Below are 25529 nucleotides of genomic sequence, written 5' to 3' on the forward strand. Positions count from 1 at the left end.
CGCCCGGTTACATTTCGAACCCGGAAGCTAAGCCTTACAGCGCCGATGGTACTGCAGGGGGGACCCTGTGGGAGAGTAGGACGCCGCCGAACAATCTTTGGAAGGACCCCTGGTCCCCAGCGTTCAGCTGGGGACCAGGGGTCCTTTTGTTTTTCCAGGAAGCGCCGGGTACCCGGCTGCGTGAGAATGACTTGCAGTACCGAAGACAGGAGTCACCCATGTCCACCAACTCTCCCGACGACCGACCGGAGCGCGACCAGCGACGGGACAGTGGGGACCGCGGAGACCGTGGCGAGCGCGGGGGTTTCCGCAGCGACCGCGGTGACCGTGGCGGCTTCCGTCGCGACAACGACCGTCCCGGTGCCGGCCGGCGCGACGACAGCCGTGGTGGCGGCAGCAGTGGTGGCGGCGGTGGCTTCGTCAGGCGTGACGACAACCGTGGTGACCGTGGTGGTTTCCGTCGGGACGACCGGCGTGATGACAACCGTGGTGGCGGGCAGGGCGATCGCAACCGTGGTGGTTACGGGCGTCCTGGTGATCGGCGTGAAGGCGACCGGGGTTCCCGTCCGGCGTTCCAGCGCGACGACCGTGACCGTGGACCGCGTCGCGACGACCGTGGCGAGCGACCCGCCTTCCGCCGGGACGACCGTGGTGAGCGTCCTCCCTTCCGTCGTGACGACAGGCCCGGTGACCGCCGCGACGACCGCGGTGGCCGTCCGACCTTCCGCCGTGACGACCGTCCCGGTGCCGGCCGGCGTGACGACAGCCGTGGTGGCGGCAGCAGTGGTGGCTTCGTCAGGCGTGACGACAACCGTGGTGGCGGGCAGGGTGACCGTGACCGTGGTGGTTACGGGCGTTCTGGTGATCGGCGTGAAGGCGACCGGGGTTCCCGTCCGGCGTTCCAGCGCGACGACCGTGACCGTGGACCGCGTCGTGACGACCGTGGCGAGCGTCCCGCGTTCCGTCGTGACGACAGGCCCGGTGACCGCCGTGACGACCGCGGTGGCCGTCCGCCCTTCCGTCGTGACGACCGTCCCGGTGACCGTCGCGACGACCGTGGTGAGCGTCCCCCGTTCCGCCGCGACGACCGTGGTGAGCGTCCTCCCTTCCGCCGCGACGACCGTGGTGAGCGTCCTCCCTTCCGTGGTGATGACCGCGGTGACCGTCCGGCCTTCCGCCGCGACGACCGTGGTGAGCGTCCCGCGTTCCGTCGTGACGACCGTCCCGGTGACCGCCGCGACGATCGCGGTGAGCGTCCCCCGTTCCGTCGTGACGACCGTCCCAGTGACCGGCGTGACGATCGCGGTGAGCGTCCCGCCTTCAGTCGTGACGACCGGCCCGGTGACCGCCGCGACGATCGACGCGATGACCGGCGGGGCGAAGACCGCGGTGGGTTCCGGCAGCGCGACGACAGCCGTGGTGGCGAGCGTGGCGGCGACCGCGGTGGGTTCCGCGGCCGTGACGACCGGGGTGGGCGTCCCGGTGGTTTCCAGTGGCGTGACGACCGCGGTGGCCGTCCCGGTGGCTTCCGGGGACGTGACGACCGCGGTGGGCGCGACGACCGCAGGGACGACGGGCGTGGCGGTGGCCGGTTCCGTGACGACCGGGACCGCGACCGGGAGCCGATCAAGCGGCTGCCGATCCCCGAGGACGTCACCGGCGACGAGATCGACAAGGACGTACGGCAGGAGCTGCAGAGCCTGCCCAAGGGGCTCGCTGAGGACGTCGCGAAGAACCTGGTGATGGTCGCGCGGCTGATCGACGAGGAGCCCGAGCGCGCCTACGAGTACTCGAAGGTGGCTCTGCGGCTGGCGTCGCGTGTCGCCGCCGTACGGGAGGCGGCCGGATTCGCGGCGTACGCCACCCAGAAGTACAGCGAGGCGCTGGCCGAGTTCCGTGCCGCGCGGCGGATGACCGGGACCGTGGAGCTGTGGCCCGTCATGGCCGACTGTGAGCGCGGACTCGGGCGGCCGGAGAAGGCGCTGGAGATGGCCGGTGCTCCCGAGGTGCACAAGCTCGACAAGGCCGGACAGGTGGAGATGCGGCTCGTCGCGGCCGGTGCCCGGCGTGACATGGACCAGCTGGACGCGGCCATCGTGACGCTCCAGAGCCCCGAGCTGGCCTCGAACTCGGTGCAGCCGTGGACCGCGCGGCTGCGGTACGCGTACGCCGACGCGCTGCTCGCGGCCGGCCGCAAGGGCGAGGCGCGGGAGTGGTTCGCGAAGGCCGTGGAGGCCGACCGGGACAGCAGCACCGACGCCTCGGACCGGCTGGCCGAGCTGGACGGCGTGGAGTTCGTCGACGCGCTGGCCGAGGACGACGGCGAGGACGTCGTCGTCGAGGGTGAGGAGCCGGTCGAGGGCAAGGCCGACGACCAGGACTGACCCGCGTGAGTGAAGAAGGGGCTCGCCTCCGGTGCCATACCGGGGGCGAGCCCCTTTTTCGTCTCCCGATCAGGACTCCGGCCCGAACTCCGGCCTCGACTCCGATCCGGACTTCGCCCCGAACGCCGTCCCGCTGTCCGATCGGACCCCGGTCAGAGGTCCAGTGCGCGCAGGACCAGGCCCGAGGCCGGTTTGGGGCCGAACGACGTCGACTTGCGGGGCATGGTGACGCCCTGGCGGGCGAGGTCGCGGACGACCTCCTCGCGGACCGGGTGCAGCAGCACGGCCGTACCGGCGTCGCGTTGCGCCTTCTCGACCGTGGCGGCCGTGTCGTGGATGTAGGCGATGCGGCTGGGGTCGTCCTCCGGGATGTGCCACACATGGTCGAGAAGCGTGGCGTGCAGGACCGTCGCGTCCAGGGTGCGCCAGGCCTGCGGGCGGTCGGCGGGGACGGTACGGGCGAGGAGGGCCGGGTCCGGGCGGTCGATGAGGTGGAAGGCGCCGTCGCCGGCCAGCAGGAAGGCGTTGCCCTCGACGGTCGCGTCCGCGAGGGCGTCCAGGGCGCGGGGCAGGGGCACCTCGAGACGCCGGACACGGAACAGGCCCTCCACGGCGGACACGGCCTCGGCGACCGGGAGCCCGTGCAGGAGGCGGTGGATGGCGCGGACCCGCAGGGGATAGCGGACGGTGTCCACCAGGAGCACCAGGCCGTCGTCCCACGGGCTGGGCGAACCGTGCTCCGCGCGTAGACGCAGATACGTCGCCCAGCGGTGATGGCCGTCGGCGATCAGGGCCTGGTGCTGGGCGAGGTCGGTCCGGACGCGGGCCAGCTCGGCCGGGTCGGTGATCGACCAGAGGCGGTGGCTGAAGCCGTCCTCCGTGGTCGTCGACAGGAGCGGGTCCAGCTCCGCGGTGCGTTCGACGATCTCCGCCGCCGTGCCGTTGCCGCGATAGGTCAGGAGCAGCGGTTCCAGGTTGGCCCGGGTGGCGCGCATCAGGGCGGCGCGGTCGGCGACGATGTGCGGCATCACGTCCTCGTGCGGGAGGACCACACCGGCCGAGGGCTCCGAGACCCGCAGGGTGCCGATCAGGCCGCGTTGGAGCATGCCGTCGGCGTGCCGCTGTTCGTAGACGTACAGGGCGGGTACGGGGTCGGTCGTGAGGACGCCCTCCGAGAGCCAGCGGCGGAGCGTGTCGGCCGCCTGTTCGTTGCGGGCGCTGGGGGTGATGGCCTGAGGGAGGATCAGACGGACGATGTTGTACGGGTCCGCGTCCTGGAGGTGGTGCAGGCCGTCGGGGCGGACCACGACGTCGTACGGCGGGGAGGTGACGGCGGCGAGACTTCCGACCCGGTCGGGGTCGTAGCGCAGGCCTCGGAACGGGGTGAGTTCCAGGCCTCGGGGCGCCGTCGCTTCCGAGTGACCTGCTGAGTTCATCCCGGCATCGTACGTCTGTCGGTGGCATGCGCGATGATCGGGGAAAGCGATCGAACGAGGAGCGATGTGGAATGAGCCGGAGCGTCAGGACGGGGCCCCGGGGCAGCCGGCAGGCCCTGAGCGAGGCGTACGACACGGCGCTGCTCGACCTCGACGGGGTGGTGTACGCGGGAGGGCACGCGATCGTGCACGCCGTCGAGTCGCTGGCCACCGCGCGGGAGGGCGGGATGCGGCTGGCGTACGTCACCAACAACGCGCTGCGCACGCCCGACGCGGTGGCGGATCACCTCACAGAGCTGGGCATACCCACGGGGGCGGACGACGTCATCACCTCGGCGCAGGCGGTCGCCCGGCTGATCGGTGAGCAGGTGCCGGCGGGGGCGCGGGTCCTGGTGGTCGGTGGGGAGGGGCTGCGGGTCGCGTTGCGCGAGCGCGGGCTGGAGCCCGTCGACTCGGCGGACGACGACCCGGCCGCCGTGGTGCAGGGGTTCGGCGGGCCCGACCTGCCGTGGGGGCGGTTCGCCGAGGCGTCGTACGCCGTCGCGCGCGGGGTGCCGTGGTTCGCGTCCAACACCGACCTGACGATTCCGAGCGGGCGGGGCATCGCGCCGGGGAACGGCGCGGCGGTGGAGGTCGTGCGGATCGCGACCGGTGCCGAGCCGCAGGTCGCGGGCAAGCCGCTGCCCCCGATGCACCGCGAGACGATCCTGCGGACGGGCGCCGAGCGGCCGTTGGTGGTCGGGGACCGGCTGGACACCGACATCGAGGGCGCGTTCAACGGCGAGGTCGACTCGCTCCTCGTGCTGACCGGGGTGACCGACGGCGCGCAGCTCCTCGCCGCGCCGCCGCAGCACCGGCCGACGTACGTGGACGCCGATCTGCGCGGCCTGCTGACCGGGCAGCCCGAGGTCGAGCAGGAGGGGGCCGGCTTCCGGTGCGGGGGATGGACCGCGTCGGCGGGCGCGTCGGGGAGGCTGGAACTCGACGGTGAGGGCGCTGTCCTGGACGGTCTGCGGGCGCTGTGCTCGGCGGCCTGGACCGCGGCGGGCGAGGGATCGTGCGGGCTGGACGGGGGGAAGGCGCTCGCTCGGCTGGGACTGTGAGTCAGGCGGCGTGCCGGCCGGGTGGGATCCCGGCGGGGGCCGGTGGGACGGGCGATGGCCGTGGCCTTCCGGCAGCGGCCGTGACCAGGGAGCGAAGAGAGATGCAGGGTAGGCTAACCTAACTGCGTGTTGGTCGACAGTGTTCTCGAACAGCGCGCGGAGACCGCCCCCGCGCCCCCGACCCGCCGGGCGATACGCCCCCTCGGGCTGCTCGTCTCCGTGGCGGTCCTGCTGCTGGTGGCAGCGGCGAGCATCGCCATCGGCGCCAAGGAGCTGTCCCTCGACCAGGTGTGGCACGGTCTGTTCCAGGACACGGGGACGTACGGCGATGTCGTCGTGGGGGAGCGGGTCTCACGGACGGTGCTCGGGCTGCTGGTCGGCGCCGCGCTGGGGTTGTCCGGGACGGTGCTCCAGGCCCTGACGCGCAATCCGCTGGCCGACCCCGGACTGCTCGGCATCAACGCGGGCGCCTCGGCGGCGGTGGTCACCGCCATCACCTACTTCGGTGTGACCAGCCTCAGCGGCTACGTGTGGTTCGCCTTCTGCGGTGCGGCGGCCGTCGGCGCGCTGGTCTGGTTCCTCGGCGGCAGCCGCGGGGCCACGCCGGTGCGGCTCGCGCTCGCCGGAACCGCGCTCAGCGCCGCGCTGTTCGGCTACGTCCAGGCTGTGATGATCATGGACAAGGCGGCTCTCGCCCGGATGCGCTTCTGGACGGTGGGCTCGCTCAGCTCGGCCACCGAAGACATGATCTGGCAGGTGCTGCCCTTCCTCACGGCCGGCACCCTGCTCGCGTTCGCCCTCGCCAGGCCGCTGAACGCCATGGCCATGGGCGACGACACCGCCAAGGCACTCGGCGCCCACCTCAACCGCACCCGGGCGCTGTCCATGCTCGCGGCCACCGTGCTGTGCGGGGCCGCGACCGCCGCCTGCGGGCCGATCGTGTTCGTGGGGCTGATGGTCCCGCACGTCGTGCGCTCCTTCACCGGGCCCGACCTGCGCTGGATCATGCCGTACGCGGCGATCCTGTCGCCGGTGCTGCTGCTGGGCTCCGACGTGCTGGGCCGGGTCGTCGCCCGCCCCTCGGAGGTCCAGGTCGGCATCATCACGGCGATCATCGGCGGCCCGGTCTTCATCTTTCTCGTACGACGGCGGAGGACGGCCCAGCTGTGAAGACCGCATCCGAGTCCGCGCCGGAGCGGACCACGCGAGCCGTGCGCCGCACCCCCGGCGCACCCCGCGCCCTGCGCACCCCCGGCGGACTGTCCCTCCGGGTGGACCCGCGCGCCCTGATCGTCGTGACCGTGCTGGCCCTGGCCGCGCTCGCGGCCGGCGTGGTGCTGATCGGCACCGGCGACTTCCCGATCTCCACCGCCGACGTACTGAAGACGCTCGTGGGCAAGGGCACCGAGGGCCAGGAGTTCATCGTCAACGACCTGCGGCTGCCGCGGGTGATCGTGGGCCTGCTGGTCGGTGCCGCGCTGGGGCTCGGCGGCGCGGTGTTCCAGGCCGTCTCCCGCAATCCGCTGGGCAGCCCGGACGTACTCGGGCTCGGTCAGGGGGCGACGGCCGGCGCGCTCGTGGTGATCGTGCTGATGTCCGGCTCCGCCAACCAGGTCGCCGTCGGAGCGCTCGTCGGCGGACTGGTCACCGGCGCCGCCATCTACCTGCTCGCCTGGAAGCGGGGTGTGCACGGCTACCGGCTGGTCCTCGTCGGCATCGGCGTGTCGGCGATCGCCACCGCCGTCAACGGCTATCTGATCACCAAGGCCGACCTCGTCGACGCGGCCCGCGCGGTCGTGTGGATGACCGGATCGCTCGACGGCCGGGACTGGAAGCAGGTCTGGCCGCTGCTCGTCCTGTGCTGCGTCCTCGTCCCGCTCGTCCTCGCCAACGCGCGTGGGCTGCGGATGATGGAGATGGGCGACGACGTCTCCAACGCCCTCGGGGTGCGCGTGGAGCGCGTACGGCTGCTGCTCATGGTCTGCGCCGTCCTGCTCACCGCCGCCGCCACCGCCGCCGCGGGACCCGTGGCGTTCGTGGCGCTCACCGCGCCGCAGCTCGCCCGGCGCCTGACCCGCTCGCCCGGACCGAACCTGGTGCCCGCCCTCTTCATGGGCGCCGCCCTCCTGGTCGGCGCCGACTGGGCGGCGCAGCGGCTGTTCGGTGACGGACAGCTGCCCGTGGGCGTGGTCACCGGCGTGCTCGGCGGCGTCTACCTGCTGTGGCTGCTGGTCACCGAGCGCAGGGCGGGCCGGATATGAGCAGCGCCACCACCCGTGTCGGCCACGGGCCGAACCATCGAAGGAGCACCGTGAACCGCCTGTCCGCCGAGAACGTCACCCTCGCCTACGACCAGCGGGTCATCGCCGAACAGCTGTCGGTGGAGATCCCCGACCACTCGTTCACCGTGATCGTCGGCCCCAACGCCTGCGGCAAGTCGACGCTCCTGCGGGCGCTGTCCCGGATGCTGAGGCCGAGCGAGGGCCGGGTGCTGCTCGACGGACAGGTCATCCAGTCGATGCCCGCCAAGAAGGTCGCCCGGACGCTGGGCCTGCTGCCGCAGTCCTCGACCGCGCCCGACGGCATCACGGTCGCCGACCTGGTGGGCCGCGGCCGCTATCCGCACCAGGGCATCCTGCGCCAGTGGTCGACCGAGGACGAGCGGGTCGTGCGGGAGTCCATGGCACAGACCGGAGTCGCCGAACTCGCGGACCGGTACGTCGACGAGCTGTCCGGAGGCCAGCGCCAGCGGGTGTGGATCGCGATGGCCCTCGCCCAGCAGACCCCGCTGCTGCTGCTCGACGAGCCCACCACCTACCTGGACATCCAGCACCAGATCGACGTCCTCGACCTGTGCGCCGAACTGCACGAGGAGCACGGCCGCACCCTGGTCGCCGTCCTGCACGACCTCAACCACGCCGCCCGGTACGCCACCCACCTCATCGCGCTGAAGGGCGGCACGGTCGTCGCGCAGGGCCCGCCCGGCGACGTCGTCACGGCCGCTCTGGTCGAGGAGGTCTTCGGGCTGCGCTGCCAGGTCATCGACGACCCCGAGACGGGGACGCCGCTGGTGGTGCCGGCCGCGCGCAGGGCACGCGCACGCGTGCCCGTCACGGAAGCGTCCTGACGCCCACCCGGCTCTCCGGCGGCCCGCCCGCAGGAGCCACCGGACGGTCGCGGGAGGACCCGGCGGTCGAAGGTGTTCCCTCGTCAGCGTCAGAGGAGTTTCCTGAGCTGGAGCAGGTCCCTGAGGCCTGCCTCCAGCCGAACCCGCCCCGAACCCCACGCCTTCGCGAAGTTCAGCTCGCCGTCGACCAGCGCCACGAGGTCGTCGCCGGTCATCCGCAGCCTGATCGCGGCCTTCTCCCGAGGAGGGCCCTCCACGGTGTCCCGCACGACGATCCGGCCGCCCGTCATCCGGCCGGTGAACGTGACGTCCAGGTCGGTGATCCAGCAGCTCACCGAGCGGTCGAGGGCGGCGGCCGCACGGACGTCCCCCCCGGCGCCACCCATGTTCTCCGAGAGCTTCTCGAGTGCGGCGCGGCACTCCTCGATCGTGGCCATCGCGCTCGACGGTACCGCAGCGGTTCGGGGTAGCGTCGGGTGCATGAGCGACACAGTTCCGCAGCCGGAGGCCGCGCCCCAGGCGCAGGAGCACGACCCCTCCGCCGCCGCCCCGCTCCAGGTGCCCCGTACCCCCACCGGCGACGCCGAGGTCGACGCCCACCTGGACCGGCTGGCCGACGCGGACCACCTCGCCACGGACGGACACCTGGAGGTGTACGAGGATGTACACCGGGGGCTGCGCTCCGCGCTCACCGCGCTGGACGCCCGCCCGGACACTCCGGTGCCCGCCCGTCGCCCGACCACCATCCCTGAATGAGACCCCTCCGGGTCCCCTCTTTGATTCGCCGTACGGCAGTAGGAGCTGAACCGAACGTGGCTGGAGTCGCACGTCGTCGTCTGGACGCGGAGCTGGTGCGCCGCAAGCTCGCGCGCTCGCGTGAGCACGCCGGTCAGCTGATCGCCGCGGGGCGGGTCTCGGTCGGCAGGACGGTCGCCACCAAGCCCGCCACACAGGTGGAGACGGCGGCGGCGATCGTCGTCTCCGTCGACGACGGCGATCCCGATTACGTGTCGCGGGGCGGACACAAACTCGCCGGTGCGCTGGAGGCGTTCGTGCCGCTGGGGCTCCTCGTCGAGGGGCGGCGGGCGCTGGACGCCGGCGCGTCCACCGGCGGTTTCACCGATGTGCTGCTGCGCGCGGGCGCCGCGCACGTGGTCGCCGTCGACGTCGGGTACGGACAACTCGCCTGGTCTCTTCGCGGTGATGAACGCGTCACGGTCAAGGACCGTACGAACGTACGCGAGTTGACGCTCGAAGCGATCGATGGGGAGCCAGTGGATCTTGTCGTGGGGGACTTGTCCTTCATCCCGCTCGGGCTGGTGCTGCCGGCCCTGGCGCGGTGCACCGAGCCGGACGCGGACCTGGTGATGATGGTCAAGCCGCAGTTCGAGGTGGGTAAGGAGCGGCTGGGCAGCGGGGGTGTCGTGCGCAGCCCGCAGCTGCGCGCCGAGGCGGTGCGGGGCGTGGCCCACAAGGCGTGGGAGCTGGGACTGGGCGTGAAGGGGGTCACCGCCAGTCCGCTGCCCGGACCCTCGGGCAACGTCGAGTACTTTCTGTGGCTCCGGGCCGGGGCGCCTGCTCTGGACCCGGCCGATGTCGACCGTGCAGTGGCGGAGGGGCCGCGTTGACCCAGAACCGAGCTCGTACTGTTTTCCTGCTGGCCCACACCGGGCGGCCCGCCGCGATCCGCAGTGCGGAGCTGGTGGTGAAGGGGCTGCTGCGCGAGGGCATCGGGGTGCGCGTCCTGGAGTACGAGGCCGCCGACCTGCCGCTGCCGGACGAGGTGGAGCTGGTCTGCGAGGCCACCCCGCAGTGCCTGGAGGGCTGTGAGCTGCTCATCGTCCTCGGCGGTGACGGGACGCTGCTGCGCGGTGCGGAGTTCGCGCGGGCGTCCGGGGTGCCGATGCTCGGCGTCAACCTCGGCAGCGTCGGCTTCCTGGCGGAGGCCGAGCGGGACGATCTCGACAAGGTCGTCGACCGGGTGGTGACGAAGTCGTACGAGGTCGAGGAGCGGATGACCGTCGACGTCGTCGTGCACCGCAACGGGGACATCGTGCACACGGACTGGGCGCTGAACGAGGCGGCCGTGCAGAAGGCCGGCGCGGAGAAGCTGCTCGAGGTGGTGCTGGAGATCGACGGGCGGCCGGTCACCGGGTTCGGCTGCGACGGGATCGTGCTGTCGACGCCGACCGGGTCCACGGCGTACGCGTTCTCGGCGGGCGGGCCCGTGGTGTGGCCCGAGGTCGAGGCGCTGCTCATGGTGCCGATCAGCGCGCACGCCCTGTTCGCGAAGCCGCTGGTGACCTCGCCGAACTCGGTGCTCGCGGTGGAACTGCTGCCGCACATTCCGCCGGGGGTCCTGTGGTGCGACGGGCGGCGGACCTTCGACCTGCCGCCGGGGGCTCGGGTGGAGGTGCGCCGGGGTGCCGTGCCCGTGCGGCTGGCGCGTCTGCACCACGCGTCCTTCACCGACCGGCTGGTGGCCAAGTTCGCGCTGCCGGTGTCCGGGTGGCGCGGGGCCCGGCACTAGAACGCGTCCGGCGCCCGGGTGCCTTCCCGGCGCCGGGGCGTCCCGTCGCGGGCGGGGAGCACCGCGGCCGCTGCTCGTCCGGGGCGGACGCGACACGACCACCCCGCCGCCGCGAGGGCCGTCCGGGCAACGAGGATCGCCTCGCGAAGGTAACGCCGTGTCGTCGTTACGGGGGGTGGCGTCGCACGGTGTCGGCAAAACCTCGTATGGTCGGGGACGTGTTGGAGGAGATGCGGATACGGTCGCTCGGGGTCATCGACGACGCGGTCGTCGAGCTGTCGCCAGGCTTCACCGCGGTCACGGGTGAGACGGGCGCGGGCAAGACCATGGTGGTCACCAGCCTCGGGCTGCTGCTGGGCGGGCGCGCCGACGCCGCGCTCGTGCGGCTCGGCGCCGACAAAGCGGTCGTGGAGGGGCGGATCAGCGTGCCCGCGGGCGCCTCGGTGGCCGTACGGGCCGAGGAGGCCGGGGCCGAACTGGACGACGGGGCACTGCTGATCAGCCGTACCGTCTCCGCCGAAGGGCGGTCGCGGGCGCATGTCGGCGGGCGGAGTGTGCCGGTCGGGCTGCTCGCCGAACTCGCGGACGAGCTGGTGGCCGTGCACGGACAGACCGACCAGCAGGGGCTGCTGAAGCTGTCCCGGCAGCGGCAGGCCCTCGACCGGTACGCGGGCGACGCGGTCGCCGAGCCGCTCGCCCGGTACACGGAGGCCTACCGGCGGCTGCGGGCCGTCTCCGGTCAGCTCGACGAGATCACCACGCGCGCGCGTGAACGGGCCCAGGAGGCCGACATGCTGCGCTACGGCCTCGACGAGATCGCCGGCGTCGAGCCGCGCGCGGGCGAGGACGCGGAACTGGCGGAGGAGGCGGAGCGGCTCGGGCACGCCGAGGCGCTGTCCGCGGCCGCCACGGCCGCCCACGGAGCCCTGGCGGGCAACCCCGAGGACCCCGAGGGCATCGACGCCACCACGCTGGTCGCGGGCGCCCAGCGGGCCCTCGAGGCCGTTCGGTCGCACGATCCGGCGCTGGCCGCGCTCGCCGACCGGATCGGGGAGATCGGGATCCTGCTGGGCGACGTGGCGGGGGAGCTGGCGGGGTACGCCGACGATCTCGACGCCGATCCGCTGCGGCTGGCGGCGGTCGAGGAGCGGCGGGCCGCGCTGACCGCGCTGACCCGGAAGTACGGCGAGAACGTCGACGCGGTCCTCGACTGGGCCGAGCGCGGTGCCGCGCGCCTGGGCGAACTGGACGGCGACGACGAGCGGATCGACGAGCTGGCCGCCGAGCGCGACGCGCTGCGGGCCGAGCTGGGCGGGCTGGCGCAGGCGCTGACCGACGCGCGGACGGAGGCCGCCGAGCGGTTCGCCGCCGCCGTGACGGCCGAGCTGGCCTCGCTGGCGATGCCGCACGCGCGCGTGTCCTTCGACATCCGGCAGACCGAGGATCCGGAGGGCGTGGAGGTAGGCGGACGTTCCGTCGCCTGCGGGCCGTCCGGCGCCGACGAGGTGGAGCTGCTGCTCGCCCCGCATCCGGGGGCCCCGCCGCGGCCCATCGCCAAGGGCGCGTCCGGCGGTGAGCTGTCGCGCGTGATGCTCGCGGTGGAGGTCGTTTTCGCGGGGACGGACCCGGTGCCGACGTACCTCTTCGACGAGGTCGACGCGGGCGTGGGCGGCAAGGCGGCGGTGGAGATCGGGCGGCGCCTGGCGCGGCTCGCGAAGACCGCGCAGGTCGTCGTCGTCACCCACCTGCCGCAGGTGGCGGCCTTCGCCGACCGGCAGCTGCTGGTGGAGAAGACCAACGACGGGTCCGTGACACGCTCCGGCGTGAAGGTGCTGGAGGGCGAGGAGCGGATCCGGGAGCTGTCCCGGATGCTCGCGGGCCAGGAGGACTCGGAGACGGCACGCGCACACGCGGAGGAACTGCTGGAGACGGCACGCGCGGACGCGTAGCGGCGGGAACGGAGGGCGGGACGGCGACCCACGGGTCCGTCCCGCCCTTCGGCCTTCCCGGGCCGGGCAGGGTCGGCTTGCCTAGGGTGGTCCGATGATCACACGAAGGAGCAGGGGTGCCGCGTTCGCCGTGGCGGCCGGCCTCACACAAGCGGGAGCGGCGGCTCTGCGCGCGGCGGCGCCCGGCGGGCCGGAGCGCTGGGAGCGGACGAACTTCGCCGGTCGGACCGTGGATCTGTACGCCGGTCCGGCGGCCGTCCTCGCGGCGGCGCTCGGGGCGGCACGGGTGCGTCCGGCCGCGGCCGGGGCCGTACTCGCCGCCGGCGCCTGCGGGGCGTACGACGACCTCGTGGGCGCCGGTGACCCACGGCGCGGCTTCCGAGCGCACCTGGGAGCGCTGCGGCGGGGGGAGGTCACCAGTGGGGCCGTCAAACTGGGCGGCATCGGGACGGCGGGGCTGCTGGCCGGGGCCCTGCTGAAGGAACGGCCCCTGGACAAGGTGCTCGCGGGCGTCGTGATCGCCGGGGCGGCGCACTTCGTCAACCTCGTCGACGTACGCCCAGGCCGGGCCGCCGGTGCGGTGCTCGCGCTGGGCGTGCCGGGGTCGCTGCGGGCGGGGCCCGGTGGTGAGCTGGCCGCGGTGGCGACGGGGGTCGCGGCGTCCGTGCTGCCCGACGACCTGGGGGAGCGCTCGATGCTCGGTGACGCCGGGGCGCACGCGCTGGGCGCACTCCTGGGTGCGGCGGTCGTGGTGGGCAACGGGCGGGCGGGACTCGTGGCGCACGCGGCCGCGGTCGTGGGCGCGGCGGTGTGCGGGGAGCGGGTGAGCGCGCTGGCGCGGGGCCCCCGACGGTCGGCGGTCGGGGACGCGGGAGAGCGAGCCGGTGTGAGTGCCGCCGCGTAGGGGACGGGGGCAGGCGCGGTCGACGGTGTCGGCAGGCCCTCGGCCGGGCCCGCCACCCGTCCTGCACCCCGCCGAGCGCGTCGGCAGAGGTGCTCGGGCGCGGCGGCGGGGAAACCTTTCGGGTGCGGTGGCAGGAAGCCCTTCGGGTGCGGTGGCAGGCCGGTGGGGTGCTCGGGGGGCGTCGGACGGTGGGGGAGGTGCGGGACGCTCGGGGTGACGGGTTCCGCCGCCCGTCGGCCGGTTCGCGCCTCGGGTTGTGGAGCGCCTGCGTGGTCTTCGGGCAGGTCGCCACCGAGCCCCGCCGAACAGGTTCACCCACCGAACGGAACCTCGCCTTCCTTCACTCGTGTGGGTGACATGCGGGGGCGTGTTGCCGGGGCCGCGAGTGGTTGACGGCACGGAACACCCGTGCGTCCTGGCATCCTTGGGCGGAGGACGTGGAGGAGCGCGAGCGGTCCACCCTCCGCCCGAGTCCCTTCTGTACGGTCCTTCGTGACCGACCGATGCCGAACCAGGAGCCCCGGCCACGTGAGCAGCCACTCACCGCACGGCCAGTCGTCGCTGCGCACCGTGCAGGTGCTGGGCGGCGGCAACGCCGGCAGCAGCGCCCATGTGCGCTCCCTGGCCGCGGGGCTCGTCGCGCGGGGCGTGCGGGTGACGGTGTGCGCCCCCGCCGAGACCGATCACGCCTACGACTTCACCGGCGTCGGCGCCGATCACGTGCACGTGCCACGCAGCAGCGATCCCGCGTCGGTGGCGGCGCTGCGGGCGGCCTGCACGGACGCCGACCTCGTCCACGCGCACGGACTGCACGCCTCCTTCCGGGCCGTGCTCGCGCTCAGTGGGCGCAGCACGCCGCTCGTCGTCACCTGGCACAACCGGGCGCACGCCGAGGGCGCCCGCGCCCATCTGCGGCGCCTGCTGGAGCGGCGGGTCGCCAAGGCCGCCGCCGTGGTGCTCGGCACCACCTCCGACCTCGTGGACCGGGCGCGCCGCACCGGCGCACGGGACGCCCGGCTCGCCGCGGTGGCACTGCCCGGCCCCCGCCGGGCCGAGGAGGACCCCGAGCGGCCGCGAGCCAAGGTGCGGGCCGAACTCGGTGCGATCGGCCGCCCGTTGCTGATGGCGGTCGGCTCCCTCGACCGGTCCCGCGGCTACGACGTCCTGCTCGACGCCGCCCGCGTGTGGGGCCGGCTGGATCCCCTGCCGCTGGTCGTGGTCGCGGGGGAGGGGCCGCTGCGGGCGGAACTCCAGCGCCGTATCGAGGACGAGGGCCTGCCCGTCCGACTCCTCGGGCGGCGCGACGACGTCGGCGAACTGCTGGCCGCCGCCGACCTCGCCCTGCTGCCCGGTGCCGGGGAATCGCGTTCGGTGCTGGCGCAGGAGGCCCTCCACGCGCGCGTGCCACTCGTCGCGGCGCTGACCGGCGGAGTGCGCGAACTGGTCGGCGACGCGGCCGAACTCGTCCCGCCCGGCGACGCGGTGGCCTTCGCCGACGCCGTCGTACGCCTCCTCGCCTCACCCGAACACCGCGAGCGGCTCCGGGACTCGGGCATCCGGCAGACGACCACCTGGCCGAGCGAGGACGAGACCGTCGCGCAGGTCCTCAGCGTGTACGACGAGTTGACGCAGCCGCTGCCGATGATCTGACGCGGGCCGGCCGTCCGGCTCCGCGGCACGCGCCCGGTGGCGGGGGCCTCAGGGCACCAGCCGTCGGGCCCGCAGCGCCAGGCTCAACGCCAGCACGGTCTGCGGGTCGTCGAGGTCGGTGCCCAGCAGCTCGCCGATCCGGGCGAGGCGGTTGTAAAGCGTCTGCCGGTTGAGGTGCAGTTCGCGGGCCGTCTCCGCCTTGCGGCCCGCGTGCGCCAGGTAGGTCTCCAGGGTGGGCAGCAGAGGCGGCTTGGAGCGGTGGTCGTGGTCGCGGACCGGGCCGATCGCGCGGTCCACGAAGGCCGCGAGGTCCCGGTGGTCGCGCAGCCGCCACAGCAGCAGGTCGATGTCGAGGCGGCGGGCGTCGTACCAGGGTCGGTCCGACAGGCCCTGCGCCGCCGTCGCCGTCTCCGCCGCGTGTCCGAGGCCCGCCGAGGCCGCCGCCCAGCCGCCCGCGGCGCCGACCACCACGACGGGCGGCCGGGCACCCGGCCGCTGGATCCCGGCCCGCTCCACCCCGGCCCGCAGTGCCGCCGCGACCCGGTCCGCGACCGCCGGCCGTTCCGACTCCGAGCGCAGCCCCAGCAGCAGCGGCACGCGGCCCTCCACCGGCCGTACGCCGAGCAGGACGGGCACCCCCACCGACGCCAGCTCCTCGGCGACCGCCCGCGCCAGCACCGCCCAGCCGCCTCCGGCCGACAGCGTGTCGCCCAGGCGCATGACGACCGGCAGCAGCGGGCCGTCCCCGGGCTTGAAGCCGAGGACACGGGCCTGCGCCGGAGCCTCCGCCGCCGCGACACGGCCCTCGGCGAGGTCGGTCAGGAAGTCGCCCCGCCCCCGCGCCGCCAGCTCCTCCTCCTGGCGCGCCTGCATCAGCACCACGGCCAGGATCCCGGCCGCCCGCTCGGCGGCGATCCGGTGCACCGGAGCGAGCGGGGCGCGTACGGGCAGCAGCACGAGCCGTGCGCGCACCGCGCCCGCCCCCGGCCCGCCGCCGGGTACGTCCACGAGCACCGCATCGGCGGGCGCGTCCTTGTGCGGCCCGCGCAGCCCCTCCCACACCTGGAGCGGATCCGCCCGCTCGGGCCCGGCCCCGGCGGCGTACAGCAGTTGTCCGTCGGTGGTCTCCAGGAAGACCGGATTGTCGCTGAAGTCGGCGAGGATGCCCAGCACCTGGGGGATGCCGCCGCCGCCGAGCAGCGCCTGGGTGCAGCGGCGGTGCACCTCCTCCGCCTGCTGGAGCAGCGCGTAGTGGCCGTTGACGATCTCGGTGTGGATCTCCTCGGTGACGGCCACGAACGGCACCTCGCGGTGCAGCTGGACCAGCGGCAGACCGGTCGTGCGCGCCGTCTCCACCAGCGCCGCGGGCAGCCGGGCGAAGCGCGGGCCCAGTTCGATCACCAGTGCCGCGATGCCCCGATCGGCCAGGGTCCGCACGAACGCCCGCTGCTCGGCCGGACGGGTGCCGACGCCGTAACCCGTGGTGAGCAGCAGCTCGCCGCCCTTGAGCAGGGAGGCGATGTTCGGCACCTCCCCCGCGTGCACCCAGCGCACCGTGCGGCCGAGCCGCTCCGCGCCCGCCAGGATCTCGGGCAGCCCGCTGCGCAGGCCGGGCAGCTCCAGCGCCCGCCGCACGGTGATGCCGGCGCCCCGGCTGTCGAGTCGGGGGTCCGCGCGGCTGTCCATGGAGCGGACGCTACCCGCGGACCCCGTCCGGCGACCATCCGCCGGCCGACTCGACCCGGCGGACGGCTCAGCCGCCGTACGCCCCGGAGGCCGTCAGGCGCAGGGCCGTGTCGATCAGCGGGACGTGGCTGAAGGCCTGGGGGAAGTTGCCCACCTGGCGCTTCAGCCGGGGGTCCCACTCCTCGGCGAGGAGACCCAGGTCGTTGCGCAGGGCCAGGAGCTTTTCGAACAGCCTGCGGGCCTCGTCCACCCGGCCGATCATCGCCAGGTCGTCCGCCATCCAGAACGAGCAGGCCAGGAAGGCGCCCTCGTCGCCGGGAAGGCCGTCGACACCCTCGCTGTCGCCCTCGGTGGGGTAGCGCAGGATGAAGCCGTCCGACGTGGACAGCTCGCGCTGGATCGCCTCGATGGTGCCGATCACGCGCTTGTCGTCCGGCGGCAGGAAGCCCATCTGCGGGATGAGCAGCAGGGAGGCGTCCAGCTCCTTCGAGCCGTAGGACTGCGTGAAGGTGTTGCGCTCCTTGTCGTAACCCTTCTCACACACGTCCCGGTGGATGTCGTCGCGCAGCTCGCGCCAGCGCTCCAGCGGACCGTCCGCGTCACCGGACTCGATCAGCTTGATCGTGCGGTCCACGGCGACCCAGGCCATCACCTTGGAGTGCACGAAGTGGCGGCGCGGGCCGCGCACCTCCCAGATGCCCTCGTCGGGCTCGTCCCAGTGCCGCTCCAGGTAGCGGATCAGCTTGAGCTGGAGCAGCGAGGCGTAGTCGTTGCGGGCCAGTCCGGTCATGTGGCCGAGGTGCAGCGCCTCGGTGACCTCGCCGTACACGTCCAGCTGGAGCTGGTGCGCCGCGCCGTTGCCGACCCGGACCGGGCCGGAGTTCTCGTAGCCGGGCAGCCAGTCCAGCTCCGCCTCGCCCAGCTCGCGCTCGCCGGCGATGCCGTACATGATCTGGAGGTTCTCCGGGTCGCCCGCGACCGCGCGCAGCAGCCATTCGCGCCAGGCGCGGGCCTCCTCGCGATAGCCGGTGCGCAGGAGCGAGGACAGGGTGATGGCCGCGTCGCGCAGCCAGGTGTAGCGGTAGTCCCAGTTGCGGACGCCGCCGATGTCCTCGGGCAGGGAGGTGGTCGGGGCCGCGACGATGCCGCCGGTGGGGGCGTACGTCAGCGCCTTCAGGGTGATCAGCGAGCGGATCACGGCCTCGCGGTAGGGCCCGTGGTACGTACAGTGCTCGACCCACTCGCGCCAGAAGTCCTCGGTGGCCTGGAGCGACTGCTCGGGCTCGGGCAGCGCGGGCGGCTCCTTGTGCGAGGGCTCCCAGGAGATGGTGAACGCGATCCGGTCACCGGGGGCGACCGTGAAGTCGGCGTACGTCGTCAGCGACTTCCCGTAGGTCTCGGCCTCCGTGTCGAACCACACGGAGTCGGGTCCGGCGACGGCGACGGTACGGCCCTCGTGCTTGTGCACCCACGGCACGACCCGGCCGTAGGAGAAGCGCATCCGCAGGGTCGAGCGCATGGGGACGCGGCCCGAGACGCCCTCGACGATCCGGATCAGCTGCGGGGCGCCGTCACGCGGGGGCATGAAATCGGTCACCCGGACCGTGCCGCGCGGGGTGTCCCACTCGGACTCCAGGATCAGCGAGTCGCCCCGGTAGCCGCGCCGGGCCGCTCGCGGTGGCTCGGCGTCGGAGGCGTGCGCCGGACCGAGCCGCCAGAAGCCGTGCTCCTCGGTGCCCAGCAGCCCGGCGAAGATCGCGTGGGAGTCGAAGCGGGGCAGGCAGAGCCAGTCCACCGTCCCGTCGCGGCAGACCAGAGCGGCGGTCTGCATGTCTCCGATGAGTGCGTAGTCTTCGATGCGCCCGGCCACGTGCAACTCCAGTCGAACGGCCACGTAGGCCCCCATGAGGGGCTGTCGCTTGGTGCGGTCAAGGGGGAAGGTGTTGTCATGCGTCGTTGAGCGGTGAAGCAAAGCAGTCGTCCGCCGTGTTGGCAAAACGCCGATCGTTGCTCAACGAACTGACGAGCTCTCATTGTTCCGGTGGGTACGGGCTGGGGTGTGCCGTCTTGACCGGCCGGGCTCGGCAGCGATGGTCCGAGCAGGATACGACGCACGTAGATGATCTGCGTGCCGCTCCGGGCAACGCGGGTGGGCCGAACGGGTGAGCAGGGGGTGAGCGCCCGGCAAGCGCGTGCCCAGCTGTGCCGGACCGTGCGCGGAGCGTGCCCGGAAGCCGTCGCCCCGAGGCGCTGATACCCTGGTAGCCCGTGGACCGGTGGGCACGAAACCCCCGAACCGCAGCGACGGCACCCCCGGAGATCTCCGGCACGAACCGCTGGTGAAAGCCTCCGGGAGCCGCACCGCACCCCCAGATCGCGACCACGGGAGCCCCCTCTTGGCCATGCCGAACGCTGCTTTTCGAAACAGCTCCGCCACGACGACCAAGCACATCTTCGTCACCGGGGGTGTCGCCTCCTCGCTCGGCAAGGGGCTGACCGCCTCCAGCCTCGGCATGCTGCTCAAGGCGCGAGGCCTGCGCGTCGTGATGCAGAAGCTCGACCCGTATCTCAACGTCGACCCCGGCACGATGAACCCCTTCCAGCACGGTGAGGTGTTCGTCACCAACGACGGCGCCGAGACCGACCTGGACATCGGTCACTACGAGCGCTTCCTCGACCGCGACCTCGACGGCTCCGCCAACGTCACCACCGGCCAGATCTATTCGACCGTGATCGCCAAGGAGCGGCGCGGCGAGTACCTGGGCGACACCGTGCAGGTCATCCCGCACATCACCAACGAGATCAAGCACCGCATCCGCCGCATGGCGACGGACGAGGTGGACGTGGTGATCACGGAGGTCGGCGGCACGGTCGGCGACATCGAGTCGCTGCCGTTCCTGGAGACCGTCCGCCAGGTCCGCCACGAGGTCGGCCGGGACAACGTGTTCGTCGTTCACATCTCGCTCCTGCCCTACATCGGTCCCTCGGGCGAACTGAAGACCAAGCCCACCCAGCACTCCGTGGCCGCCCTGCGCAACATCGGCATCCAGCCGGACGCGATCGTGCTGCGCTGCGACCGTGAGGTCCCCACCGCGATCAAGCGGAAGATCTCGCTGATGTGCGACGTCGACGAGGCCGCGGTGGTGGCCTGCCCCGACGCCCGCTCGATCTACGACATCCCGAAGACCGTGCACGGCGAGGGCCTGGACGCCTACGTCGTCCGCAAGCTGGACCTGCCGTTCCGGGACGTGGACTGGACGACCTGGGACGACCTGCTCGACCGCGTCCACAACCCCGACCACGAGATCACGCTCGCCCTGGTCGGCAAGTACATCGACCTTCCCGACGCGTACCTCTCGGTCACCGAGGCGCTGCGTGCCGGCGGCTTCGCGAACAAGGCCCGCGTGAAGATCAAGTGGGTCACCTCGGACGACTGCAAGACCCCGGCGGGCGCCGGGGCGCAGCTCGCCGACGTCGACGGCATCTGCATCCCCGGCGGCTTCGGCGACCGCGGTGTGCTCGGCAAGGTCGGCGCGATCCGCTACGCCCGCGAGAACCGGATCCCGCTGCTCGGCCTGTGCCTGGGGCTCCAGTGCATCGTGATCGAGGCGGCGCGCAACCTGCTCGACATCGCCGACGCCAACTCCACCGAGTTCGACCCGGCCACCGCCCACCCGGTCATCTCCACGATGGCCGAGCAGCTCGACATCGTCGCCGGTGAGGGCGACATGGGCGGCACCATGCGGCTGGGCATGTACCCGGCGAAGCTGGCCGAGGGCTCGATCGTGCGCGAGGTCTACGACGACAAGGAGTACATCGAGGAGCGGCACCGGCACCGCTACGAGGTGAACAACGCCTACCGCGGGGAGCTGGAGAAGAAGGCGGGCATCCTGTTCTCCGGCACCTCGCCGGACGGCAAGCTCGTCGAGTACGTGGAGTACCCGCGTGACGTCCACCCGTACCTGGTCGCCACGCAGGCCCACCCCGAGCTGCGCTCGCGGCCGACGCGTCCGCACCCGCTGTTCGCCGGGCTGGTGAAGGCCGCGGTCGAGCGGAAGACTTCGAAGTAACACACCAGTTGTACGGTGGCCGGGGCGCATCCCTTCAAAGGTGAGCACCCCGGCCCCCTTTTTTCGGTTCGATCCGGCCGGTTCTCGTCCGGCCGGGTTCCTTTTGTACGTGTGGAAGGACAGGGCATGACGATCAAGGACACCGCTCAGGCGTGGGAGATCCGGGCGACGGAGACCCCCTTCGTGGGCAACAAGACCTCCGTCCGCACGGACGAGGTGGTCATGCCCGACGGCTCGGTCGTCCGCCGTGACTACCAGGTGCACCCCGGATCCGTGGCCGTCCTCGCCCTCGACGACGAGGGCCGCGTCCTGTTGATCAAGCAGTACCGCCACCCCGTGCGGCAGAAGCTGTGGGAGATCCCGGCCGGCCTGCTCGACGTGCCCGGCGAGAACCCCCTGCACGCCGCGCAGCGCGAGCTGTACGAGGAGGCGCACGTCAAGGCCGAGGACTGGCGGGTGCTGACCGACGTCTACACCACTCCGGGCGGCTGCGACGAGGCCGTGCGCGTCTTCCTGGCCCGCGGTCTGTCCGAGGCCGAGGGGGAGCGCTTCGCGGTCGAGGAGGAGGAGGCCGACATGGAGCACGCGCGCGTGCCGGTCGACGAACTCGTCCGGGGGGTGCTCGCCGGCGAACTGCACAACAACTGCCTCGTCGTGGGCGTCCTCGCGCTGGCCGCCGCCCGGAGCGGCGAGGGGCTCGACGCACTGCGTCCGGCGCAGGCGCCCTGGCCGGCCCGCCCCTTCGAGGCGTGACCTGGCTCCTTGGACGGGGGACGCGCGACCTTCGAGGCGTGACGCCGCTCCTTCCAGGCGTGGCGCCGCTCCTTCGACGGGGGACCCGCGCCTCCTTCGAGGCGGAATCACGCCACCTTCGAAGCATGGCCCCGTTCCCTTCGAGGCGTCGCCCCGCCAAGGGCCCTTCCCTTCAGACCTGCGGTGTGACGATCGGCTGATCCGATCGGGCGACCCCACCGCCGCGCTCCTCACGGAACGTCGCACAGCGTGAACTAGGCTCTGGAACCAGCCCGATCCGGAGTCCCGGCGGGCTTGCGCGTGCGGTGGGACGGGAGTGTGGCCCGTGACGGATCAGGCAGTGGACACAGACGGCGTGCAGCTGTCCGGACACGCTGCGACGGAGGGCCATTTCCTGGGCCGTACCCGGGAGTTGAAGGAACTGCGCGCCGACATCGAACGCGCCGGACTGGACACTCTCTCCGGGAAGAAGGCCCCCCGCGCGCGCGTGCTCCTCATCGCCGGACGGCCCGGTTCCGGCCGTACCGCACTGGCGGAGGAACTCGTCCGGCAGGTCGCCGAGCGTTACCGGGACGGCGTGCTGCGCGTCCGGCTCGGCGAATCCGACGGCACCCCCGTCCCCGTCGAGCGAGCCGCCCGCGAACTGCTCACCGCGCTCGGCCGGCCGGTCCCGCCCGGCGCCGGTGCGGACGACCTCTCGGCCACCCTGCGCGAGGCCCTCGCCGAGCGGCGCACCCTGCTCCTGCTCGACGACGCGGCCGGCGCCGACCAGGTCGACGCGCTTCTTCCGGACACCCCCGAGTGCCTGGTCGTCGCCGTCTCGGCCGGCCCGCTCACCGGGATCTCCGACGTGCGGCCCTGCACCCTGGGCGGACTCGACACCAAGTCCGCCCTCGACCTGCTCACCCGCCACACCGGCTCGGTCCGCATCACCGTCGACCCGCGGGCCGCCGAGGGGCTCGTCGAGGCCTGCCAGGGGCACCCCGCCGCGCTGATCCTGGCGGGCGGCTGGCTCGCCGCCCGGCCCAAGTCGGCGGTCGCCGACCTCGCCAAGCAGCTCCACGCCGAGGGCGACGAGGGAACCCCCCTGAGCCGCGTCTTCCGGCTCGTGCACGCCACCCTGCCCCCGGCCGCCGCGCGGATGCTGCGACTGCTCTGCCTGGCCCCGGCCGGTCTCGTCGACCCGCACACCGCCTCCGCGCTCGCCGGCTGCTCGATCGGCGCCGCGCGCACCACCCTGGACGACCTCGTCGCGCTGGGCCTGCTGCGGACCGTGCCCTCGCCACTGCCCGAGTACGAGGTCCCCGCCTGCCTCCACCCCCTGCTGAGGACGGCCGCCGACACCCACGAACGCCCGGCCGAGGTGCAGCTGGCCCGCGCCCGCATGCTGGAGCGGACGGTCCGGCTGCTCCAGTCCTGCCGGGCGATCACCGAGACGGACAACCCGCAGGCCCGGGAGAAGCTCCAGGGCATGCCCCGCGCGCTGCGTTTCGCCACCCCGCGCGCGGCCGCCGACTGGTTGAGCGTCCGCCGGCCGGCCCTGCTCGCCTCCGCCCGTCTGGCGGTCGCCGACGGCGAGCTGGACACCCTGGCCAGGCGCCTGATGTCCCAGCTGGTCAGGGCGATGGTCGCGCACTTCGGCACCCAGGCGGCCGCGCCCGACCTCTACGGCGTCCACCAGCTCGTCCTGGACGTGGCCGAGCGCCGCGGCCTGCCCCGCGAGAAGGCCGCGGCCCTGCTGAACCTGGCCGACGTGGACGCGCGCACCGGACGCACGGCGGAGGCACTGGCACGCTACCGGGCCGCGCTGGACGCCGGACGCGAGGCGAACGACCCGTACGCGACCGGTCGCGCGATGGAATCCGTAGGCGGCGCGCACCTGGAACTGGGGGACTACGACCGGGCCGCCGACTGGTTCGGCCGGGCCCTCGCCCAGCGGCTGGCCCGCGAGGAGCGCGCGGACGCCGCCCGGCTGTACGGGCGCATCGCCACCGCCCACACCTACGCCGGACGGTACGGCGAGGCGCAGCGGGCCTGGCGGGCCGCGGCCGCCGCGCACCGCAAGGCCGGCGATGTGGCCGCGTCCGCACGGGCGTTGAGCGAACTGGCGAGGGTGCAGGAGTACGCGGGGCGGCCCGAGGAGTCGCTGCGCACCTGCCAGGAGGCGGTGGAGTGGGCCAGGCGCGTCGACGACACCCGTCTCCAGGCCGCCCTCCGGCTACGGCTGGCCGACACCCTGGAGCACCTCGGTGACCCCGCGGCCGCCCGTCTGCACCGCGGCGAGGCCGAGCGCATCCTGGGAGAGGAACCCGGCACGTGCGATCCGGAGCCGGAACACGGTGCTAACACCTGCGAAATCCGTAGTACACCCGCTGAAGGTTGATGCAATGAAAGGCTAGACAGCGGGAACACCTTCATTAGACTGGCTCTGCCGCACGTTCTCCTGCGGTGCATCCCGGTGCGTCCACTACCTCCGGGTATGCGTTGCTATGCCCCCACACCCTCTGAGCCAAGGACCGTGATCGACGTGAAGGTCGGCATCCCCCGCGAGGTCAAGAACAACGAGTTCCGGGTGGCCATCACCCCCGCCGGCGTGCACGAGCTGGTGCGCAACGGCCACCAGGTCGTCATCGAGCGCGACGCCGGTGTCGGGTCGTCGATCACGGACGGCGAGTACGTCGCCGCCGGTGCGCGGATCCTGGAGACCGCCGACGAGGTGTGGGCCACCGCCGACCTGCTGCTGAAGGTCAAGGAGCCGGTCGCCGAGGAGTACCACCGCCTCCGCAAGGACCAGACCCTCTTCACCTACCTGCACCTGGCCGCCTCCAAGGAGTGCACCGACGCCCTCGTCGCCTCCGGCACCACCGCCATCGCCTACGAGACCGTCGAGCTGCCGAACCGCGCCCTGCCGCTGCTCGCCCCGATGTCCGAGGTCGCGGGCCGGCTGGCCCCCCAGGTCGGCGCCTACCACCTGATGCGCGCCAACGGCGGCCGTGGCGTCCTGCCCGGCGGCGTCCCCGGCGTCACCCCGGCCAAGGCCGTCGTCATCGGCGGCGGCGTGTCCGGCTGGAACGCCACCCAGATCGCCGTCGGCATGGGCTTCGACGTGACCCTGCTGGACCGCGACATCAACAAGCTGCGCGAGGCCGACAGGATCTTCGGCACCCGGGTCAAGGCCGTCATGTCCAACTCCTTCGAGCTGGAGAAGGCCGTCGTCGACGCCGACCTCGTCATCGGTGCCGTGCTCATCCCGGGCGCCAAGGCCCCCAAGCTGGTCACCAACGAGCTGGTGTCCCGGATGAAGCCCGGGAGTGTCCTTGTCGACATCGCCATCGACCAGGGCGGCTGCTTCGAGGACTCCCGTCCGACCACCCACGCCGAGCCGACCTTCCCGGTGCACAACTCGGTCTTCTACTGCGTCGCCAACATGCCGGGCGCGGTGCCCAACACCTCGACCAACGCCCTCACCAACGCCACGCTGCCGTACATCGTCTCGCTCGCCAACAACGGCTGGGTCGAGGCGCTGCGCCGCGACCCGGCGCTGGCCAAGGGCCTCAACACCCATGACGGCCAGGTCGTCTACCGCGAGGTCGCCGAGGCGCACGGCCTGGCGCACGTGGAGCTGGACACGCTCCTCGGCTGACGTCCCCGGGCAAGTCGCCTTTCCGTAAAAGGCGATACGTCAACACGACGCGTCAACCGCGCCCCACCGGCCGGACCTTGCCCGCCAAGGTCCGGCCGGATGTGTGTATGGTCACTTCGCGGCTCTCGGTCAACTCGCCTCGAACGTAACCCTTCGACCGATTCGCACACCGGTGAAACCTGCTGTGCGACGGCCGTACGCCCTTGACAGCGGGATGTTTCATTGTCGACACATCGAGTCGGGTCCGGCGGATTGTGTTGCTGCGAACACCCGACACGCCATAGAGTCGCCAAC

Annotated in this window: 19 protein-coding genes, 1 rRNA gene and 1 pseudogene; 17 read left to right on the plus strand and 4 right to left on the minus strand. The window is 72.9% G+C overall.

The annotated features are described in order from the left end of the window. The 3 genes and pseudogenes from rrf to ACFYO5_RS27745 form a co-directional block, all read left to right on the plus strand. Nucleotides 1-92, plus strand: a 5S ribosomal RNA gene (gene rrf / locus ACFYO5_RS27735); the annotation flags it as partial. Nucleotides 93-218: 126 nt separating this feature from the next. Beyond that, a pseudogene (locus ACFYO5_RS27740) lies at nt 219-1298 on the plus strand (hypothetical protein); the annotation flags it as partial. A 336-nt stretch (nt 1299-1634) separates the two neighbouring features. Beyond that, a complete protein-coding gene (locus ACFYO5_RS27745; protein WP_388714536.1) occupies nt 1635-2384 on the plus strand; it encodes a hypothetical protein in 750 nt (249 codons plus the stop codon). A 152-nt stretch (nt 2385-2536) separates the two neighbouring features. Here the strand turns inward: ACFYO5_RS27745 and ACFYO5_RS27750 are convergent, their stop codons facing one another. Further along, nucleotides 2537-3820: a DUF1015 domain-containing protein gene (locus ACFYO5_RS27750; RefSeq protein ID WP_388713736.1), complete on the minus strand. Its 1284-nt coding sequence runs from the start codon at nt 3818-3820 to the stop codon at nt 2537-2539. 71 nt (nt 3821-3891) lie between these two features. Between ACFYO5_RS27750 and ACFYO5_RS27755 the strand changes: the two genes are divergently transcribed. From ACFYO5_RS27755 to ACFYO5_RS27770, 4 genes are all read left to right on the plus strand, one after another. Next, entirely contained in the window at nt 3892-4923 is a 1032-nt protein-coding gene (locus tag ACFYO5_RS27755; protein ID WP_388713739.1) for an HAD hydrolase-like protein, read from the plus strand. Between the two features lie 126 nt (nt 4924-5049). Then, on the plus strand, nt 5050-6093 hold the full coding sequence (locus ACFYO5_RS27760; protein WP_356563619.1) for an iron ABC transporter permease: 1044 nt from the start codon (nt 5050-5052) through the stop codon (nt 6091-6093). A 41-nt stretch (nt 6094-6134) separates the two neighbouring features. Next, nucleotides 6135-7184 carry a FecCD family ABC transporter permease gene (locus tag ACFYO5_RS27765; protein ID WP_388714539.1) on the plus strand — a complete coding sequence of 350 codons (1050 nt, stop codon included), beginning with the start codon at nt 6135-6137 and terminating at the stop codon, nt 7182-7184. Continuing rightward, entirely contained in the window at nt 7181-8050 is an 870-nt protein-coding gene (locus ACFYO5_RS27770; protein WP_388713742.1) for an ABC transporter ATP-binding protein, read from the plus strand. Before ACFYO5_RS27765 ends, ACFYO5_RS27770 begins: the two co-directional genes overlap by 4 nt. Before the next feature lie 89 nt (nt 8051-8139). Here the strand turns inward: ACFYO5_RS27770 and ACFYO5_RS27775 are convergent, their stop codons facing one another. Further along, a complete protein-coding gene (locus ACFYO5_RS27775) occupies nt 8140-8487 on the minus strand; it encodes a sterol-binding protein (protein ID WP_388713745.1) in 348 nt (115 codons plus the stop codon). 43 nt (nt 8488-8530) lie between these two features. Between ACFYO5_RS27775 and ACFYO5_RS27780 the strand changes: the two genes are divergently transcribed. From ACFYO5_RS27780 to ACFYO5_RS27805, 6 genes are all read left to right on the plus strand, one after another. Next, complete coding sequence (locus ACFYO5_RS27780; RefSeq protein ID WP_356563614.1) at nt 8531-8806, plus strand: hypothetical protein; 276 nt, start codon at nt 8531-8533, stop codon at nt 8804-8806. A 56-nt stretch (nt 8807-8862) separates the two neighbouring features. Beyond that, nucleotides 8863-9678 (plus strand): TlyA family RNA methyltransferase, encoded by an 816-nt coding sequence (locus tag ACFYO5_RS27785; protein ID WP_356563612.1) that lies wholly within the window; start codon nt 8863-8865, stop codon nt 9676-9678. Continuing rightward, nucleotides 9675-10580 carry an NAD kinase gene (locus tag ACFYO5_RS27790; protein WP_073498319.1) on the plus strand — a complete coding sequence of 302 codons (906 nt, stop codon included), beginning with the start codon at nt 9675-9677 and terminating at the stop codon, nt 10578-10580. The genes ACFYO5_RS27785 and ACFYO5_RS27790 overlap by 4 nt, the downstream gene beginning before the upstream one ends. A 206-nt stretch (nt 10581-10786) precedes the next feature. Continuing rightward, entirely contained in the window at nt 10787-12529 is a 1743-nt protein-coding gene (gene recN / locus ACFYO5_RS27795) for a DNA repair protein RecN (RefSeq protein ID WP_388713750.1), read from the plus strand. A 94-nt stretch (nt 12530-12623) separates the two neighbouring features. Next, a complete protein-coding gene (locus ACFYO5_RS27800) occupies nt 12624-13433 on the plus strand; it encodes a hypothetical protein (RefSeq protein WP_388713753.1) in 810 nt (269 codons plus the stop codon). Nucleotides 13434-13961: 528 nt separating this feature from the next. Beyond that, nucleotides 13962-15083 (plus strand): glycosyltransferase family 4 protein, encoded by a 1122-nt coding sequence (locus ACFYO5_RS27805; protein ID WP_388713756.1) that lies wholly within the window; start codon nt 13962-13964, stop codon nt 15081-15083. 48 nt (nt 15084-15131) lie between these two features. Here ACFYO5_RS27805 and ACFYO5_RS27810 read toward each other — a convergent pair whose 3' ends face one another. Next, nucleotides 15132-16769, minus strand: coding sequence for a PucR family transcriptional regulator (locus ACFYO5_RS27810; protein ID WP_388713759.1), 1638 nt, complete (start codon nt 16767-16769; stop codon nt 15132-15134). Nucleotides 16770-16836: 67 nt separating this feature from the next. Beyond that, on the minus strand, nt 16837-18639 hold the full coding sequence (locus ACFYO5_RS27815) for a glycoside hydrolase family 15 protein (RefSeq protein ID WP_356563642.1): 1803 nt from the start codon (nt 18637-18639) through the stop codon (nt 16837-16839). A 532-nt stretch (nt 18640-19171) separates the two neighbouring features. Here ACFYO5_RS27815 and ACFYO5_RS27820 point away from each other — a divergent pair. The 4 genes from ACFYO5_RS27820 (at nt 19172) to ald (ending at nt 25235) form a co-directional block, all read left to right on the plus strand. Further along, the gene (locus ACFYO5_RS27820; RefSeq protein ID WP_356563641.1) at nt 19172-20839 is read left to right on the plus strand and encodes a CTP synthase; all 1668 of its coding nucleotides are present in this window, start codon (nt 19172-19174) and stop codon (nt 20837-20839) included. A 126-nt stretch (nt 20840-20965) separates the two neighbouring features. Beyond that, the gene (locus tag ACFYO5_RS27825) at nt 20966-21592 is read left to right on the plus strand and encodes an NUDIX hydrolase (RefSeq protein WP_356563605.1); all 627 of its coding nucleotides are present in this window, start codon (nt 20966-20968) and stop codon (nt 21590-21592) included. Between the two features lie 325 nt (nt 21593-21917). Continuing rightward, entirely contained in the window at nt 21918-23975 is a 2058-nt protein-coding gene (locus tag ACFYO5_RS27830; RefSeq protein WP_388713763.1) for a tetratricopeptide repeat protein, read from the plus strand. A 135-nt stretch (nt 23976-24110) separates the two neighbouring features. Continuing rightward, entirely contained in the window at nt 24111-25235 is a 1125-nt protein-coding gene (gene ald / locus ACFYO5_RS27835; protein WP_388713766.1) for an alanine dehydrogenase, read from the plus strand. Nucleotides 25236-25529: the final 294 nt, after the last annotated feature.

It is taken from the genome of Streptomyces sp. NPDC006259 (assembly GCF_042870975.1).
GTDB lineage: Bacteria > Actinomycetota > Actinomycetes > Streptomycetales > Streptomycetaceae > Streptomyces.